General features: G+C 59.3%; 18 protein-coding genes. 12 read left to right on the top strand and 6 right to left on the bottom strand.

Annotated features, from left to right (window positions below; translation table 11 throughout):
- Positions 1 to 2 precede the first annotated feature (2 nt).
- The 3 genes from PMI03_RS18230 to PMI03_RS18220 are packed head-to-tail and all read left to right on the top strand — an operon-like array spanning position 3 to position 2,105.
- A complete protein-coding gene (locus PMI03_RS18230) occupies positions 3 to 785 on the top strand; it encodes a TatD family hydrolase (RefSeq protein WP_007696067.1) in 783 nt (260 codons plus the stop codon).
- A gap of 4 nt (positions 786 to 789) precedes the next feature.
- Positions 790 to 1,617, top strand: coding sequence for an MBL fold metallo-hydrolase (locus PMI03_RS18225; RefSeq protein ID WP_007696065.1), 828 nt, complete (start codon positions 790 to 792; stop codon positions 1,615 to 1,617).
- Positions 1,614 to 2,105: a YbaK/EbsC family protein gene (locus PMI03_RS18220; protein ID WP_007696063.1), complete on the top strand. Its 492-nt coding sequence runs from the start codon at positions 1,614 to 1,616 to the stop codon at positions 2,103 to 2,105. The genes PMI03_RS18225 and PMI03_RS18220 overlap by 4 nt, the downstream gene beginning before the upstream one ends.
- 181 nt (positions 2,106 to 2,286) lie before the next feature.
- On the opposite strand, the gene PMI03_RS18215 is transcribed toward PMI03_RS18220, so the two are convergent.
- The 3 genes from PMI03_RS18215 to PMI03_RS18205 all read right to left on the bottom strand — a co-directional run bounded on the left by PMI03_RS18215 (position 2,287) and on the right by PMI03_RS18205 (position 3,983).
- Positions 2,287 to 2,844, bottom strand: coding sequence for a sel1 repeat family protein (locus PMI03_RS18215; RefSeq protein WP_007696061.1), 558 nt, complete (start codon positions 2,842 to 2,844; stop codon positions 2,287 to 2,289).
- The gene (locus PMI03_RS18210) at positions 2,841 to 3,533 is read right to left on the bottom strand and encodes a hypothetical protein (RefSeq protein WP_229202585.1); all 693 of its coding nucleotides are present in this window, start codon (positions 3,531 to 3,533) and stop codon (positions 2,841 to 2,843) included. The genes PMI03_RS18215 and PMI03_RS18210 overlap by 4 nt, the downstream gene beginning before the upstream one ends.
- A 228-nt stretch (positions 3,534 to 3,761) precedes the next feature.
- A complete protein-coding gene (locus PMI03_RS18205; protein WP_007696057.1) occupies positions 3,762 to 3,983 on the bottom strand; it encodes a DUF1127 domain-containing protein in 222 nt (73 codons plus the stop codon).
- 130 nt (positions 3,984 to 4,113) lie between these two features.
- On the opposite strand from PMI03_RS18205, the gene PMI03_RS18200 reads away from it, so the two are divergent.
- From PMI03_RS18200 to PMI03_RS18170, 7 genes are all read left to right on the top strand, one after another.
- Entirely contained in the window at positions 4,114 to 4,989 is an 876-nt protein-coding gene (locus PMI03_RS18200) for a LysR family transcriptional regulator (protein ID WP_007696056.1), read from the top strand.
- A gap of 161 nt (positions 4,990 to 5,150) precedes the next feature.
- The gene (locus tag PMI03_RS18195) at positions 5,151 to 7,037 is read left to right on the top strand and encodes an ABC transporter ATP-binding protein (protein ID WP_039974307.1); all 1,887 of its coding nucleotides are present in this window, start codon (positions 5,151 to 5,153) and stop codon (positions 7,035 to 7,037) included.
- Positions 7,038 to 7,039: 2 nt separating this feature from the next.
- On the top strand, positions 7,040 to 8,941 hold the full coding sequence (locus tag PMI03_RS18190; protein WP_007696051.1) for an ABC transporter ATP-binding protein: 1,902 nt from the start codon (positions 7,040 to 7,042) through the stop codon (positions 8,939 to 8,941).
- A 43-nt stretch (positions 8,942 to 8,984) separates the two neighbouring features.
- Positions 8,985 to 9,449 carry a GNAT family N-acetyltransferase gene (locus PMI03_RS18185; RefSeq protein WP_007696049.1) on the top strand — a complete coding sequence of 155 codons (465 nt, stop codon included), beginning with the start codon at positions 8,985 to 8,987 and terminating at the stop codon, positions 9,447 to 9,449.
- A 156-nt stretch (positions 9,450 to 9,605) separates the two neighbouring features.
- Entirely contained in the window at positions 9,606 to 10,112 is a 507-nt protein-coding gene (locus tag PMI03_RS18180) for a helix-turn-helix domain-containing protein (RefSeq protein ID WP_039974390.1), read from the top strand.
- 22 nt (positions 10,113 to 10,134) lie between these two features.
- A complete protein-coding gene (fabF, locus tag PMI03_RS18175) occupies positions 10,135 to 11,400 on the top strand; it encodes a beta-ketoacyl-ACP synthase II (RefSeq protein ID WP_007696047.1) in 1,266 nt (421 codons plus the stop codon).
- A gap of 59 nt (positions 11,401 to 11,459) precedes the next feature.
- Positions 11,460 to 11,879 (top strand): DUF4864 domain-containing protein, encoded by a 420-nt coding sequence (locus PMI03_RS18170; protein ID WP_007696045.1) that lies wholly within the window; start codon positions 11,460 to 11,462, stop codon positions 11,877 to 11,879.
- An 84-nt stretch (positions 11,880 to 11,963) separates the two neighbouring features.
- Here the strand turns inward: PMI03_RS18170 and PMI03_RS18165 are convergent, their stop codons facing one another.
- Complete coding sequence (locus tag PMI03_RS18165; RefSeq protein ID WP_007696037.1) at positions 11,964 to 12,842, bottom strand: cell wall hydrolase; 879 nt, start codon at positions 12,840 to 12,842, stop codon at positions 11,964 to 11,966.
- 293 nt (positions 12,843 to 13,135) lie between these two features.
- Positions 13,136 to 13,525, bottom strand: coding sequence for a VOC family protein (locus tag PMI03_RS18160; RefSeq protein ID WP_007696035.1), 390 nt, complete (start codon positions 13,523 to 13,525; stop codon positions 13,136 to 13,138).
- Positions 13,526 to 13,558: 33 nt separating this feature from the next.
- Here PMI03_RS18160 and PMI03_RS31810 point away from each other — a divergent pair, with 33 nt between their 5' ends.
- Together PMI03_RS31810 and PMI03_RS18155 are read left to right on the top strand one after the other, a co-directional pair.
- On the top strand, positions 13,559 to 13,717 hold the full coding sequence (locus PMI03_RS31810; RefSeq protein ID WP_174015642.1) for a hypothetical protein: 159 nt from the start codon (positions 13,559 to 13,561) through the stop codon (positions 13,715 to 13,717).
- A gap of 157 nt (positions 13,718 to 13,874) precedes the next feature.
- Positions 13,875 to 14,570 carry a class I SAM-dependent methyltransferase gene (locus tag PMI03_RS18155; protein WP_007696033.1) on the top strand — a complete coding sequence of 232 codons (696 nt, stop codon included), beginning with the start codon at positions 13,875 to 13,877 and terminating at the stop codon, positions 14,568 to 14,570.
- Positions 14,571 to 14,649: 79 nt separating this feature from the next.
- Here the strand turns inward: PMI03_RS18155 and tgt are convergent, their stop codons facing one another.
- The gene (tgt, locus tag PMI03_RS18150; protein ID WP_007696031.1) at positions 14,650 to 15,780 is read right to left on the bottom strand and encodes a tRNA guanosine(34) transglycosylase Tgt; all 1,131 of its coding nucleotides are present in this window, start codon (positions 15,778 to 15,780) and stop codon (positions 14,650 to 14,652) included.
- Between the last annotated feature and the right edge of the window lie 3 nt (positions 15,781 to 15,783).

Raw genomic sequence — 15,783 nt, 5'->3', positions numbered from 1 at the left:
TTATGCTCATCGATACGCATTGCCATCTGGACTTTGCCGATTTCGCGGAGGAACGCGACGTAATCGTCGCGCGCGCTCACGAGGTCGGCGTCAAGCAGATGGTCACCATCTCGACCAAGGTCCGAAAGCTCGACGGGTTGCTTGCGATCACCGAGCGGTATCCGTCGGTTTTCTGCTCAGTGGGCACGCATCCGAACAGTGCCGATCAGGAACTGGATATCCAGACCGAGGATCTCGTGCGGCTGGCAAATCAGCACGAGAAGATCGTCGCCATCGGCGAGGCGGGCCTCGACTATTTCTACGACACGGTAAAGCCTGAAGATCAGAGGACCGGATTCCTGCGCCATATAGCGGCCGCTCGCGAAACACAGCTGCCACTGGTCATTCACAGCCGCAGCGCCGACGAAGATATGGCCGCGATCCTGACGGAGGAAACAGGGAAGGGGGCTTTCCCCTTCATTCTGCATTGCTTCTCAGCCGGCCCGGCCCTCGCCCGTACCGGCGTCGAACTCGGCGGCTATATCTCCTTTTCCGGTATTCTGACCTTCCCGAAATCCGAAGAGCTGCGCGACATCGCCAAGACGATCCCGCACGACCGGCTGCTGGTGGAGACCGATGCGCCGTATCTCGCGCCAAAGCGCTGGCGCGGCAAGCGCAACGAACCGTCCTATGTCGTCAACACCGCCGAGGTGCTGGCCGATACGATTGGCGTCAGCATGAACGACATCTCAGCGATCACCACCGAGAACGCATTCCGCTGCTTCTCCCGGATGACGAGGGTCTGACGGCGTGACACACCGGCGGCGCTTCACCATATTGGGCTGTTCGTCGTCGCCGGGCGTGCCGCGCATCACCGGCGATTGGGGCGCTTGCGACCCGAAGAATTCCAAAAACCGACGCACGCGCTCGGCCTTCATGGTCGAGCAGATCGCGCCCGATGGCGGCGTGACCACCGTCGTCATCGACACAGGCCCGGATTTTCGCGAACAGATGATCCGCGCCGGCGTCGGCTCGATCGAAGCCGTGCTCTATACGCATGCCCATGCAGACCATATTCACGGCCTCGACGATCTGCGCGGCTTCTTCCACAATTCGCATGAACGCATTCCAATCTATGCGGATCAGCCGACCATGGACCGCATCCGCGAAGGTTTCGGCTATTGCCTTGAAACGCCGCCGGGCAGCAGCTATCCGCCGATCGTCCGTCCGGTCATCATCGAAAGCCTGGACAAGAGCTTCACGGTCGAAGGGCCGGGCGGTCCGATCAGCTTCTGGCCGCACAAGCAGCAGCATGGCGACATCCACTCGCTCGGATTTCGCATCGGCAAACTTGCTTATTGCAGCGATATCAGCGACTTCCCGGCGGAATCTGTCGAGAAGGTACAAAATCTCGACATCTTGATCATCGACGCCTTGCAATATCGACCACATCCAAGCCATCTTTCGCTGGAGCAATCGCTCGCCTGGATCGAACGCTTGCAGCCAAAGCATGCGATCCTGACCCATATGCACACACCGCTCGACTACGAGACCGTACTTGCGGAAACGCCTGAACATGTCGAACCGGCCTACGACCAGATGCGTATTGAGCTCGATGTAGAGGATGATGATCTATGAGCGAGGATAGCAGGAAGCTTTCAAGCTTGGAGCGCGTCGAGCAGGCCGCTCGCGATCTCGGCCTCGACATCGCCATCAAGCGCATGGAGCAATCGACCCGCACGGCAGAGGAAGCCGCCAATGCGGCCGGCTGCGCCGTCGGCCAGATCGTCAAATCGCTGGTCTTCGTCAATGCGGACACCAATGGCCTGACGCTGCTTCTCGTTTCCGGCGCACACAATGCCGATACGGCAAATATCGCAGCCACTTACGGCCTGCGCCTAAAGCGCGCCGACATCGACCGCGTCCGTGACGAAACCGGCTTCGCCATCGGCGGCGTCGGCCCGATCGGCCACCGCGTCAACCTGCCAGTCTTCGTCGATGAAAGCCTGCTGGCCTATGATCAGGTCTGGTGTGCGGCGGGACGGCCAGACAGTATTTTTGCTTGCGACCCCAAGGTTTTGGCGGAGAAGATCGGGGCTAAGGTGATACGGGTGAAGGCTGGCTGAACGGATCCAGAGCACGTCGGATATCGATTTTAGTTCCATAATCTATCTTATGTGACTTTCGTATTCGGGCGGGTGAGCTCTATTTCCAAGTGCGACTTACAATCGTGTGATCACCACACTTCTCCCGCCCACCCCATAGTCATGGACGTCGCGCAAACTCAGGAATTCAGCCATTCCTCGATTACCGAAGTCGTTCATCATATAGATCGCTACGGGTCTGACGGAAGAGATCTCGATGGAGACCAAGCCATATGGACAAACCCTGGCGCCGCGTCCCGAAGCGTTTGTGCCCTTTCATCATTCGAACAGCCGCATCGCGTTTCGCGAATAGATGACCACTGTCTGCCGCCTCGATTAGAAGGTTCTCGGCTTCGTCAGCATAACGCGCCAAATGAGGATGCGTCGCTATAGTCCTGTATTGCCAATAGAGCGACGATATCGGGTGCACGCGGTCTTTCCGGAACCATTCCAGCGCGAGTTCGGCGCGTCCCGCGTCGAAATGGATGAGCCCTAAAGGATTTGCAGCGGACAAGCGTCCGCCGTCATAGGCAAGCTGGTAGTGATGAAGCGATCGATCTCTATCCTTTCGAACAGCGTGGCCATACCAATACATCCAACCGAGCTCTTCGTGAGCCCACGCAAATCCGGCGTTTACGGCCGCCTCTAGGAGAGGAAATGCTTCCTTATAGCGCTTCTGTTTGCGCAACCGATCTGCCATCTGCTCATCGAACGCCGTCATGTCAGCATCGCACCGATCAGGAGTACAGCCTCTTTAACCTCTGGGCCGTGACGCGTGTCGAGCCGATCTACCAACCTGCGCCCCAGTCGCCGCCAGGCATCGAGATGGGTGTCGTAGCCGGTTCCCGAAAGCAACCATGATCCAGCTAAGCGTCCGCCGGTGGATTGACGACGCCTGACGACTTCTTCGGCGGATATGATCCATTCGCAGAGACCGAGAAGCGCTGCATCGTCCTGTTGGGCTAAACGACCAAGCGCGAACCACAGCATGGCCAATCCGAAGAATGGGACTTCTCCCGCTTCATGGTCGGGCAAGCGCGGAATAAGCCAGGACAGCAGTGACAGAGCGTCATCCTCGACTTCCGTGCCGAGCGTCTCCAGGCTGTCGAGTAGCTTTATGAGCGTCTGGTTGCTGCCATAGGATGCATCCACGTTGTTTGGATCACCATAGGAGACGAGGAGAACCGTGCATGCGAATGCACGCTGCCTATGTATCCTCGCCACGATATCGGGATCTTCCGCAGAAGCCTCGGACCACCGGGTCAGTTCCAGAACTTCACGCGGATGCCATTTCAGGGGTGTCGGCAATTCGCACAGCCGGACGATGTCTGCGAGCCGAGCGAAATGCTCCCCGCTGTCATTGCCGTAATCAGCCCGCGCGACACTCTGCAGATCGTCTTCATCGAGCAAATTGATTGTGGCTCTGAGAAGAGGATATGGATCCCCTGGTGCAATCGATGGAAGCGTAGGCATCACTACTGCCGAGACCCTCTCCTTCATCTTCCTATAAAGCCTTCGCAGATATCTCTTCGGTAAAGATAGGGTGCTCCGACAGATTATTGCAACAGCATTTCGCGCCTGTTCTGCTCATGCCGCCAACTGTTCAAAATCGATCCGGACGTTGATATCCAGATCGCGCTACCCCCAGAACCACGATTTTTTAACCTCTGCCCTCGCCTCCGAACGCGTCACGCCGATATCCAGAAGCTGCGTGTCGGACAACTCCGCCAGATCTATCCTTGTCCTGCGTTTCTCCAGATGGCAAACTAGCGCGGTCAGCGCGCGCCGCACGATCCCCATCGCTACATTCCAATCCCTTCCCGGCCCTATCGCAATCGGGTTTTCAATGTCGGTTGTCATCGCATAAGCTCCTGATCTGCCATGCAGCCGATGAAACGCCATGCTGCTTTTGGGCATGCCCATAAAATGCACTGGCGCTCCCCACGAAGGAAGCTTATGAAATTAATACAATTCATAAGGAATCCTTCTGATGCTCAATCTCGATCAGCTCGCCGCGTTCGTCAGCGTCGTGGACCTCGGCAGTTTCACGGCCGCTGCCGACAAGGTGGGATTGACGCAGCCGGCCGTCAGTTTGCAGGTGAAGCTTCTTGAGCAGCGGCTCGGCGTTCGATTGATCGAACGCGTGGGTCGGCGGGCGCAGCCCTCTCCGGCTGGCGTCGAGCTGCTGCTTCACGCGCGGCGGATCTTGGAGGACTGTTCCGCGGCGCAGGAGGCGATGATGCCTTACCGCGAGGGATCGGTCGGACGCGTCCGGATCGGCAGCGGCGGCACCGCCTCCATCCACCTCCTGCCCCGCGCCATCGCCGCCGTGAAGAAGCGGATGCCTGGGCTGGAGATTATCGTCCGCATCGGCAATACCGACGAGATACTTCGCGATCTGGAGGCGAATGCGCTGGATCTCGCGGTGGTCGTCCTGCCCGCAGCCGGACGCTCGCTCGAGGTGGAACCATTCTACGAGGATGAGCTTCTCGCTGTAGCCCCCAAGGGTAGCCTGATACCGGAAAATGGTCCGGAGCCTGCATTCTTCAGCGACAAGACCCTCATGCTTTACGAGGGTGGCAACACGCGGCGCGCGATCGATGAATGGTTCGCTGCCGCCGGAATCCGGTTGAAGCCCGCGATGGAGTTTGGCAGCGTCGAGGCGGTCAAGGAATTGGTGGCGGCGGGCCTTGGCTGGTCGTTGCTTCCGGGGCTGGCCCTGCAGCGCGATCGAAGCGAGTATCTGCAGACATCGCCCTTAAAGCCAAGGCTTGCGCGCCAGCTCGGCATGGTCATGCGTCGCGACAAACATCTGACCAAAGGCCTGCGCGAAGTCGTCAACTGCTTGCGCGAATTCCGGAATTGAACATCTATGAACACGCAATCTAACGTTCGGGCAGCACTTGTGACCAATTGAACCCTTGAATGACCGGTTGGAATCGGCGACATTCGTCACATCAATAATTCCCCTTTGCGATCCGAACCCGTTCCGGGCCCGCCTCGTTCTAAAAATGCCTGGATAAGAGCGTGAGCAGCGATTCATCAAGAAGCGCCGCGAAGTCGTTGACTTCGTTGGCGCATGTCAGTGCGGCCGGTTGGGGTCGAGGTCTCTCCACAATCGTGCGGATCACGCATATGACGCTGCGTCACCCTTGGCAGACAAGCTTTGCCATAGGTGCCACTTTCGTAGCTGCAACGTTACAGTTGATGATCCCGCGCCTGCTTGGCCATGCCGTGGACCAGACGCAATCGGCCTTCGCCGGCGGTGCCGCCGGCCAGATCGCCGAACATGCCCTGATGACGACAGCGCTACTCCTTCTCGTCGTCAGCGTTCTGCGCGGCCTCTTCACGATGGTGCAGAATTATTACAGCGAAGCCGTCGGCCACCACATGGGCTACGAGCTGCGCCTCGCCTGTTATGAGAAGTTCCAGCAGCTTCCCTTCAGCTTCCACGACAAGGTTCACTCCGGCGATCTCATAACGATTGGGCTGCTCGATCTCGAAGGCGTGCGTATGTATTTCTCCACGGCGCTCGTCCGCACGGTGCTGCTCACCGTGTTGATCGGTGTCGGCGCCTATATGCTGCTGTCGACCGATTTCCTGCTCGGGCTTCTGGCTTTGAGCTTTGTGCCCTTCGTCGCCTGGCGCTCCTCCGTAACGCAGCTCAGGCTGCGCGCTACCTGGCTTGATCTGCAGGAACGGCTGTCGGTGCTGACCCGTGTCATGGAGGAAAATCTCAGCGGCATTCGTGTCGTGCGTGCCTTCGCCGCGCAGGCTCACGAGCTGATGAAATTCGACAAGGCGTCGCACAACGCCCTCACCCTCGCCCACAAGCGCGTCGGTATTCGCGTCATCAACACCAGCGCGATGAACTTCTCGTTTTTCGCCGCCATGGGCCTCGTGCTTTGGGTCGGCGGCAACAAAGTGATCGCCGGCGAGATCAGCGTCGGCACCCTCGCCTCGTTCCTGACTTTCATGACCATCCTGCAGATGCCGGTGCGCCAACTTGGGCTGATGGTCAACGCCTTCGCCCGCGCCTCGACCTGTGGCTCGAGGCTCTTTGGCCTGCTCGATCTGGATATCGCCATCAAGGACGCGCCGGACGCCGAGCCGCTGGTCGTTACCGACGGCGTACTGCGTTTCGAGAATGTCAGCTTCGTCTATCCTGGCCTGGAAGACCGTCCTGTGCTCAACACTATCAGTTTCGAGGCAAGGCGAGGCGAGACGATCGGCATCGTCGGCCCCCCCGGCAGCGGCAAATCCACCATCGCGCATCTGATCCCGCGCTTCTACGACGTGACTTCCGGCCGCATCACCATAGATGGTCAGGACATCAACAAGGCGACGTTGCAATCGCTGCGCCAGAACGTCGCCGTCGTGCAGCAGGATTCCTTCCTGTTCACCACCAGCATCGAGAACAATATCGCCTATGGCGATCCCTGGGCGAAGGAAGGCCGCATCGAGCGCGCCGCCGAATCCGCGCAACTACACAACTACATTCTCGGCCTGCCGGCCGGCTACACCACCGTCGTCGGCGAACGCGGCGTGTCGCTTTCCGGCGGCCAGCGTCAACGTTTGACGATCGCGCGGACGCTGATGCTGAAGCCGGCGGTGATGGTGTTCGACGATTCCACCGCTGCGATCGACGCGGCCACCGAACAGCGCATCCGCAGCGCCATGAAGCGTTTTGCCCGCGATCGTGTGACACTCGTGGTCGCCCATCGGCTGAGCTCGCTGATGCATGCCGACCAGATCCTGTTCATCGAAGACGGCGAAATCGTCGAGCGTGGAACCCATGAGCAGCTGCTGGCAGCAGGGGGGAGGTACAAGGCGCTGTACGATTTGCAGGTTCGCCCGGATGACGACATGAAGGTGTCCGCCGACCGGGTCGTCGCCGTGAAGAGGGAGGCCTGACAATGTCAGAAACCATCGAGACCGAGCGCAACGATGTGCGCGAGGACGGACGTCGCCCTCCCCGTGCCGTGGTCGGCTCGCATCGCGTCGAGGAAGAAATCTTCGGCAAGGTCTTCGACAGCAAGATCGTCGGCCGCATCTGGACCTTCGTCAGCCCCTATCGCCGCCAGGTCTATATCGCTGTTGTGGCGGTGCTTCTCTTTACCGCGTCGCAGATCGTCATACCGCTCGTCATTCGCTATGCGATCGATCATGCGATGGCGCCCGGCGCTGTCAATTACTCGGCGCTCTGGCTAGCCCTGGCGATCTTTAGCGTGGCGATCCTCGTCAATTATGGGGCGAGCTACGTCCAGGAGACCTATGTCGGCGAAGTCGCGGAAGAGGTTCTGTTCGATATTCGCCGGGCGATGTTTGCGCATATACAGCGCGTATCGCTCTCCTTCATGGACAAGACCGAGGTTGGCCGACTGATGTCGCGCCTGCAAGGCGACGTTAACTCCATGCAGGAATTCCTTGAAACATCAGTACTTTCCGTCGGCGACATTGCCCTGCTCTTCGGCATTATCGTCGTCATGCTGTCGCTCGATTTCCGGCTTGGCCTGCTGACGCTTTCGGTCATGCCGATCCTCTTCATCGTTCGGCTGTTCTGGCTGCCGAAGGCGCGCGTCGCCTTCATGAACGCGCATGAAGTCAATTCCATCACCAGCGGCGCGCTGGCCGAGGCGATCCATGGCGTGCGCGCCGTCCAGGGCATGCATCGCCAGCGCGTCAATTTCGACCTTTTCGACGAGAAGGCGCATACCAATCTGAAGGCGCACCTGACGGCGGCACGATATGCGCAGATCATGGTGCCGATCGTCGACACGCTGACGGGCATGGCCATGGCCATCGTCATCATCGTCGGCGGTTCGATGGTGCTGAACAACAGGCTCGATGTCGGCGTCATGGTCGCCTTCCTGTTCTATATCCAGCGCTTCTTCGATCCGATCCGCTCATTGACGATGCAGTATTCCGTCATGCAGCGCGCCATGGCCTCCGGGCAGCGGCTGACGGAAGTGCTCGACGTGCCGATCGATATCAAGGATGTGCCCGACGCCAAGGTGCTGTCGGCGGATATGGATGGCTCGGTTGAATTCCGCGATGTCGTCTTCGGCTATGATCCGAAGCATCCGGTGCTGAAAAACGTGAGCTTCAAGGTCAATCCCGGCGAGACTGTCGCGTTGATCGGGCCGACCGGCTCGGGCAAGTCGAGCTCGATGGCGCTGATCCATCGGTTCTACGACGTGCAGCAGGGCCAGGTGCTGGTCGGCGGCCATGATGTGCGCTCCCTCACCCAGGATTCGCTCGGCCGGCAGATCGCCATGGTGCTGCAGGAGCCCTTTCTCTTCACGGGCACCGTCCTGGAGAACATTCGCTACAACAAGGCTGAGGCGACGCGCGAGGAAATCATCGAGGCGGCAAAGGCAGTTGGCGCGCATGAATTCATCATACGGTTGCCCGATGGCTACGAAACCGTACTCGGCGAGCGCGGCGGTGGCCTGTCGCTCGGTCAGCGCCAGCTCGTCAGTTTCGCCCGCGCCCTCGTTGCCGACGCGAAGATCCTCGTGCTCGACGAGGCGACGGCCAATATCGACAGCTACACCGAGATGCTGATCCAGAAAGCACTGGTGAAGCTGCTGGAAGGCCGCACCGGCCTGATGATCGCCCATCGGCTGGCTACCATCCGCGAGGCGGACCGCATCATTGTGCTGCAAAACGGCCAGCTGATCGAAAGCGGCAATCACAACGAGCTGATGGCCAACGGCAAGCTCTATTCGAAACTCTATAACCTCAATTATTCTTCCTTCGACGATATCCCCGACGAGGAAGCGACCCCGTCCACGCCAACGGAGTCGCGGACGTAGGCCTGGAATCGTTCCATCCACAGGTTACGAGGATGAGACAAGTATGAACATCAGACCCGCCAAATCCGTTGATGCTCAGGGTATGAGCAATGTTCTGAACGAGATTTTCGACGCGGGCCTGCGAAATAGTGCCGGCGATGTCACGTTGGTCCTGGCGCAGTACATCGAGCATGAACATCGGATAGAATGCTCGGTCGCAGAGGACGAACAAGGACAGATTCTCGGGTTCCAGTCCCTACGCTACGCCGTAGCGGGAAATCCGTATGGGGTATCTGAGGACTGGGGGATCATCGGAACCCATGTCAGCCCTCGTGCTGGTCGCCAGGGCATCGGTTCAGCGCTATTTCAGGTGACGTTGCGGGCCGCCAAGACTTTTGGTTTGCAAAACATCGATGCGACCATCGGCGAAGGCAACAAGATGGGGCTCGCCTACTATGAGGCTATGGGCTTCCGAACCTATCGCTCGAGCGATGGATCAATCTCCAAGGCCTATAAAATCGACCAATGATTCTTTCCCGAAAAGCTGCTCTCTGAATCGATTTCGCGATCGGTTCACGTTTGACGCTGTTCGTCGGGAAACCAAAGCGATGTCCTCAGCATGGTTCTCTTGCTCCACATTGAGTAACTTGCATCATGATAGTTATTCATGCTATTCGCCTCTGCCATGCAGAGAACCAGCTTCAGCACCTTTAAATGTCCCGCTGCCCGCGCACTTGAAAGCGTCGGTGACTGGTGGAGCATTTTGATCCTGCGGGACGCGCTCCAGGGCCTGACACGGTTCGATGAATTCCAGAAAAATCTTGGCGTCGCCCCGAATATCCTGACGCGGCGGCTGAAGCATTTGACCGATGAAGGTCTGTTCGAACGCCGCCTCTACAACGAGCGACCGCGGCGCTACGAATATGTCCTGACCGACAAGGGGCGCGATTTCTTTCCTGTCTTGATGGCGCTGTTCACTTGGGGCAACCGGCATGTGCCGCCCGAGGACGTCGCAATGCGGCTTGCCGATGCGGCCACCGGTAAAGATCGCGATCCGCTTCTCATCGACCGCGTGACCGGCCGCGCCTTCCATCCCGAAGATACGATTCTCGTGCCCGGCCCAGCAGCTGATGAAGCCGTCCATGAGCGGATAGAACACATGAAGGCATGGTTCTTGGGCTTCGACGCCTGATTACGTTAAATAGGAGCAAGACATGGATCGCATCGTCGTAACAGGCATGGGCCTGGTTTCACCACTCGGCGTCGGCGTCAGCGCAGCCTGGAAACGACTGGTCGAAGGTCGTTCCGGTCTTAGGCTCTTACCGGAGACGATGGTCGACGATCTCGCCGCCAAGGTCGGCGGCGTCGTGCCCAACCTCGAAGAGGATGCGGAGGCCGGTTTCGACGCCGATCGCTACGTGCCGATGAAGGACCAGAAGAAAATGGACCGCTTCATCCTCTTTGCGATGGCCGCGGCCGAAGAGGCAGTGAAGCAAGCCGGCTGGCAGCCGACCGATCTTCGTGACCTTGAGTGCACAGCCACCGTGATCGCGTCGGGCATTGGTGGTTTTCCGGCAATCGCTGATGCGGTCCGGACAGCAGAAGCGCGCGGCGTACGGCGACTATCTCCCTTCACCGTCCCCTCTTTCCTCGTCAATCTCGCAGCCGGCCAGGTCAGTATCCGCTACGGTTACAAGGGACCGCTTGGCGCACCGGTCACCGCCTGCGCCGCCAGCGTCCAGGCAATCGGCGATGCGGCGCGACTGATCCGAGCTGGTGAGGCCGATGTGGCGATCTGCGGCGGCGCGGAAGCTTGCATCGACAAGGTCAGCCTCGGCGGCTTTGCGGCGGCACGCGCCCTCTCTACCGGCTTCAGCAATAGGCCGGAGGAAGCTTCCCGCCCCTTCGATGCCGCCCGCGACGGCTTCGTCATGGGCGAAGGCGCTGGCATGTTGGTGATCGAAACGCTGGATCATGCGCTGGCCCGCGGTGCCACGCCGCTTGCGGAACTCGTCGGCTACGGCACTGCAGCCGACGCCTATCACATGACAGCCGGCCCAGAGGATGGCGATGGAGCACGCCGGGCAATGCTGGCGGCTTTGTCGCAGGCTCGAATTTCGCCCCGCGAAGTCAAACATCTCAACGCCCATGCCACGTCGACGCCGGTCGGAGACCGCGGTGAGATGGAGGCGATCAAGACAGTATTCGGTCGCGATGGCGGCATTGCCGTCAGCGGTACGAAGGCTGCCACCGGCCATCTCCTCGGCGCCGCCGGCGGCCTGGAGGCTGTTTTCACGATCATGGCGCTGCGCGACCAAATCGCGCCGCCGAACCGCAATCTGCAGGACGCCGATCCCGCGGCCGAAGGTATCGATCTCGTCGGAGCAACTGCCCGGCCGATGTCGATGGAATATGCGATCTCGAATGGTTTTGGATTTGGTGGCGTGAATGCCAGCGCCTTGTTTCGCCGCTGGCAATAGCCGCTTCTTCAAAAACGTGAAGCGCGCTATGCTCTCCGGGATATTCGCCGGAGATGTCCATGCGCGCTTTATCCCTCGCCGTCATGCTGTGCCTCATCCTTGCGCCCAAGGCGCAAGCGGAAGATCCTGTGCAAACGGCGCAAACGCTGATCCAGGGACAGATAGAAGCCTTCCTGCAGAATGATGCGGCGACGGCCTATTCTTTTGCGGCGCCGGGCATCAAGGCGCTCTTTCCAGACAAGGACGTCTTTTTCGCAATGGTGAAGAAGAGCTACCAGCCGGTCTATCACCCCGGCAACTACGCCTTCGGCAAAAGCCGCGCCATCGACAACGGCGCAGTTGTCTATCAGGAAGTGTTGATCACCGGTATCGACGACAAGGACTGGACGGCGATCTATCAGATAGCTCGCCAGCCGGATGGCAGTTACAAGATCAACGGCGTACAAATCCTGCCCAATACGGCAAGCAAAGGCATTTGAGCGGCATGCGGGATCGATGCCGCGAAGCGGCGCATCTACTATCGCCGATAGTGCGCGCCGCTGAAAAGGCAGTTGCTGGCTTCGTTAGCCGCGAATTCTAACAGAGTTGCCGGAATAGCCCTCACCCTCGAATTCGGGGCGCGGCTGGGGAATCGCTATGGTCGAGATCGGCTCGACGACTGCCGTCCCATGGGTAACTGGCACCGAGATCAGGGCTGGAGCCGGCGTCGGGATGGGAACCTCTGCCGGGATCGCAGCCGTCGCAGCCGGCATGGCAAAAGTCGGGTTCGAGACCGGCGTAAAGGCGACGACGGACGGCGCTTGTTGCACCTGCCGCGTTTCCGGCAATATGAACGGCGATTGTGTTGTCGATATGCCTTGCGTCGATACGTAGTTCATCGCGACCTCATAGGCCGGAAGCGGCGCCGGGGTCTGCAACTCGCCATCCCGGCCGCGCTTCTCGTAGAACGCATTCCCGCCGGCTATCGCGACATAGTGCATGTTATTGTAGGGGAACTTCAGGCCATTGGTGTGGAAGAACATCGCATCCTTCACGCCCGCATGCCGCTCTCCGCGCAGAATAGCCGTGGCCGCCGTATCAAGCTCCGGTTCCGCCTCGGGGCGCACCAACCTTGTCATTACGCCCGGCGCGAATTGCCGCTCCTGTGCGACGACGCCGCAAATCGAATTGGCATAAGCCCCCGACGTCAGCCTGTTCATCACGACAGTGCCCACCGCCATGTACCCATCGTGATCCGAATGCTCGGACTCGAAATACATGACGCGCTTCAGACAGTCGCGATCCTTGGCGGTGTAATTATAGGTTACCTTCGCCGGCTGGATCGATTTTGTCGAGCTATGAGTAGCCGAAGATGTTTTCGTGTCAGTCGTGCAGCCTGTTGCCGCCAATCCGACAAATAACAAGCCGGACAGACATGTCCCCAATTTACCTTGCGCCCTCAACGGCAGGTGCCTCCTACTTATGATTAGAACAGCCCTTATCGATCAAGAAAAAGCGTTGTAGCCGAAATCCACAGGAATTCCAAACCCATCGCGATTAAATTAGCCAATGAAGCTTATCATTGGCGGACGGACCGTTTATTCCGATTCGCCATTTTTCCAAACGATTTCTCATCACGCCGCCGTTTCGGCGGGCCTCGCGGCCTATCGAAAAACCTCGAATACGCCCCCTGAAAACGCCCGGTTTGTGACGCGAAGATCGCATCACAAACCATTACAGTCATTAATATTTTTGACTAGGCTATTGGGTCTGAACGCCAACCGACCTCGATGAGAATTCGCCCCGGCGCAAAGCAGTAAAATAACCACCCGCCCCGCACCGCCGAAGGCGGTTGCCAGATCTCGCAGCCGGCCGATTTGGCCCGCTCAAATTGTTCGTCCACAGACTCGCGCGACGGCAATATGAAGCCGATATGATAGGTATTGCGTCCAACCGAGGCCGAATCAGCTCCGCCGAACTTCTCGATCGGACGGCTGATGACCAGTTCGAGACCGGCGTCGTCACGCAAAATGGCAAGGCCATTTACGCCCCGCGTCTCGATTTCGATCAGGCCGAAGGCAGATACCAGAACGTCCCTCGTCGCGGCGACATCGGGAACATGAAGATCAAGATGATTTAGTCGCATGGCAGGCAGCTCCATGGGTCTTCCCGCGGAGGCATGACGGCCGAAATCGCCCACACCAACGCGGGCGGCTCGGCCGGTATGACCAAGCTTCCGCGTCGTGGGTACTCGCGCCAAGGCGCGGAACAGAGCTTCCAGATAGAAGGGGTCGGGCTTACCGAAACCGCCCCTGCCTTTTTCGACAATTCCGATTAGCGCCGATTTTGGGCAGGCGCAAGGACTGCGAAGGATGGAATGAATCAAAGAGACGGCCTTGCCGGAGATATTGGCGCTTCGATAGTTCGATAGAGTGAGTATCTCTACCGTATTGAAACCAATCGTCTTTCAGGTGAGCCTCTGGAGAGGAACGACGTTGTCTGAGAATGATTACGATGCGTTTGCGGCAGCCTATCAGGCTGACAACGAGAACAACGCTTGGAATGCCTATTATGAGCGGTCGGCAATTCTTTCGATGATTGCCGATGTTGCCGGGCTCCGGGTCCTTGATGCGGGATGCGGTGGTGGAGCACATGCGGCAGCGCTTCTTGATCGAGGCGCGATCCTAACCGGCATCGATTCGAGTGCAGGCTTGCTGGAAATTGCGCGACGTCGCCTTGAAGGACGTGCGCAATTACGACTGGTTGATCTGAATGAGCCGCTGCCCTTCGATGATGGCAGTTTCGATTTGATCCTCGCCTCGCTTGTCATGCTTTACCTGCCTGACTGGTCGCGGCCCCTCGCCGAGTTCAACCGTCTGCTCTCCCAAAGCGGCCGCCTTGTTTTCTCCACCCACCATCCCTTCATGGATCATCCGGCGCCCGGCCACGATAATTATTTCGAGACCTACAGTTTTGACGAGACCTGGCAGCGCGGAGGAAAGGACATCGCCATGCGCTTCTGGCATCGACCGCTCCACGCCATATTTGACGCGCTCAAGGCAGCCGGTTTTCAGATTGATATCCTGAGTGAACCCCAACCCGATCCGCGAGCCCGCGAGCTCTTTCCGGAGGCATTTCGGAGCCTCACAACCAAACCGCGCTTCCTGTTTTTCTCGGCCAGGAAAGCATAAGTCCGAGATGCAAATGGCTAAGAAGACGGCACGATCGTATCGATCGTCGCCACCTTTAGCAGAGATAGTGGATCACATCTCAAACCGGCTCGAGATCGCCCCTCGCCCAGTTCTCCTGCGTCTCCGCCATGAAATCGGCAAAACGGCCCTCGGCGATCGCCTGCCGGATGCCCTGCATCAGTTCCTGATAGTAGGCGAGATTGTTCCAGGAGAGCAGCATGCCGCCGAGCGCCTCGTTGGCGCGGACGAGATGATGCAGATAGGCGCGTGAATAGTCGCGCGAGGCTGGGCAATTCGATTGGTCATCGAGCGGACGCATGTCCTCGGCGTGGCGGGCATTGCGGATATTGACCTTGCCGCGGCGGGTAAACGCCAGGCCGTGGCGACCGGAGCGGGTCGGCATCACGCAGTCGAACATGTCGATGCCGCAGGCGACGGATTTCAGGATATCGTCCGGCGTGCCGACGCCCATCAGATAGCGCGGCTTTTCAGTCGGTAGTTCCGGCAGGGTGGTTTCCAGCATGCGGAGCATCACATCCTGCGGCTCACCCACGGCAAGACCGCCGACGGCGTAGCCCTTCAGGTCCATCTGGTTCAGCGCCTGCGCCGAGCGGACACGCAAGTCAGGCACGTCGCCGCCCTGCACGATGCCGAACATCGCCTTGCCGGGCTGGTCGCCGAAGGCGACCTTGCAACGCTCAGCCCAGCGCAAGGACATTTCCATGGCCCGCTCGATCTCTCTCGGAGTCGAGGGCAGCGCCACGCATTCATCGAGCTGCATCTGGATATCGGAGCCGAGCAGGCCCTGGATCTCGATCGAGCGTTCCGGCGACATATGATGCAGGCTGCCATCGACATGCGACTTGAAGGTCACGCCCTGCTCATCGAGCTTGCGCAGACCGGACAACGACATCACCTGGAAACCGCCGGAATCGGTCAGGATAGGATGCGGCCAGCGGATCAGCTCGTGCAGGCCGCCAAGACGGGCGACGCGCTCGGCGGTTGGGCGCAGCATCAGGTGATAGGTATTGCCGAGGATGATATCGGCGCCGCTCTCGCGCACCTGGTCGAGATACATCGCCTTGACGGTGCCGACCGTGCCGACCGGCATGAAGGCCGGCGTGCGGATCGTGCCGCGCGGCATGGAAACTTCGCCGAGACGGGCGCCGCCATCGGTCTTCTTCAATTGGAACTGAAAGCTCTCGCTCATCTC

It is taken from the genome of Rhizobium sp. AP16 (assembly GCF_000281735.1).
Lineage (GTDB): Bacteria > Pseudomonadota > Alphaproteobacteria > Rhizobiales > Rhizobiaceae > Rhizobium > Rhizobium rhizogenes.
This window is presented reverse-complemented; position numbering and strand designations above follow the sequence as displayed.

Coding starts and splice junctions, on each gene's coding strand:
- PMI03_RS18230 (WP_007696067.1), top strand. CDS start 3: ATGCTCATCGATACGCATTGCCATCTGGACTTTGCCGATTTCGCGGAG.
- PMI03_RS18220 (WP_007696063.1), top strand. CDS start 1,614: ATGAGCGAGGATAGCAGGAAGCTTTCAAGCTTGGAGCGCGTCGAGCAG.
- PMI03_RS18215 (WP_007696061.1), bottom strand. CDS start 2,844: ATGACGGCGTTCGATGAGCAGATGGCAGATCGGTTGCGCAAACAGAAG.
- PMI03_RS18205 (WP_007696057.1), bottom strand. CDS start 3,983: ATGACAACCGACATTGAAAACCCGATTGCGATAGGGCCGGGAAGGGAT.
- PMI03_RS18200 (WP_007696056.1), top strand. CDS start 4,114: ATGCTCAATCTCGATCAGCTCGCCGCGTTCGTCAGCGTCGTGGACCTC.
- PMI03_RS18190 (WP_007696051.1), top strand. CDS start 7,040: ATGTCAGAAACCATCGAGACCGAGCGCAACGATGTGCGCGAGGACGGA.
- PMI03_RS18185 (WP_007696049.1), top strand. CDS start 8,985: ATGAACATCAGACCCGCCAAATCCGTTGATGCTCAGGGTATGAGCAAT.
- PMI03_RS18180 (WP_039974390.1), top strand. CDS start 9,606: ATGCAGAGAACCAGCTTCAGCACCTTTAAATGTCCCGCTGCCCGCGCA.
- fabF (WP_007696047.1), top strand. CDS start 10,135: ATGGATCGCATCGTCGTAACAGGCATGGGCCTGGTTTCACCACTCGGC.
- PMI03_RS18170 (WP_007696045.1), top strand. CDS start 11,460: ATGCGCGCTTTATCCCTCGCCGTCATGCTGTGCCTCATCCTTGCGCCC.
- PMI03_RS18160 (WP_007696035.1), bottom strand. CDS start 13,525: ATGCGACTAAATCATCTTGATCTTCATGTTCCCGATGTCGCCGCGACG.
- PMI03_RS31810 (WP_174015642.1), top strand. CDS start 13,559: ATGACGGCCGAAATCGCCCACACCAACGCGGGCGGCTCGGCCGGTATG.
- tgt (WP_007696031.1), bottom strand. CDS start 15,780: ATGAGCGAGAGCTTTCAGTTCCAATTGAAGAAGACCGATGGCGGCGCC.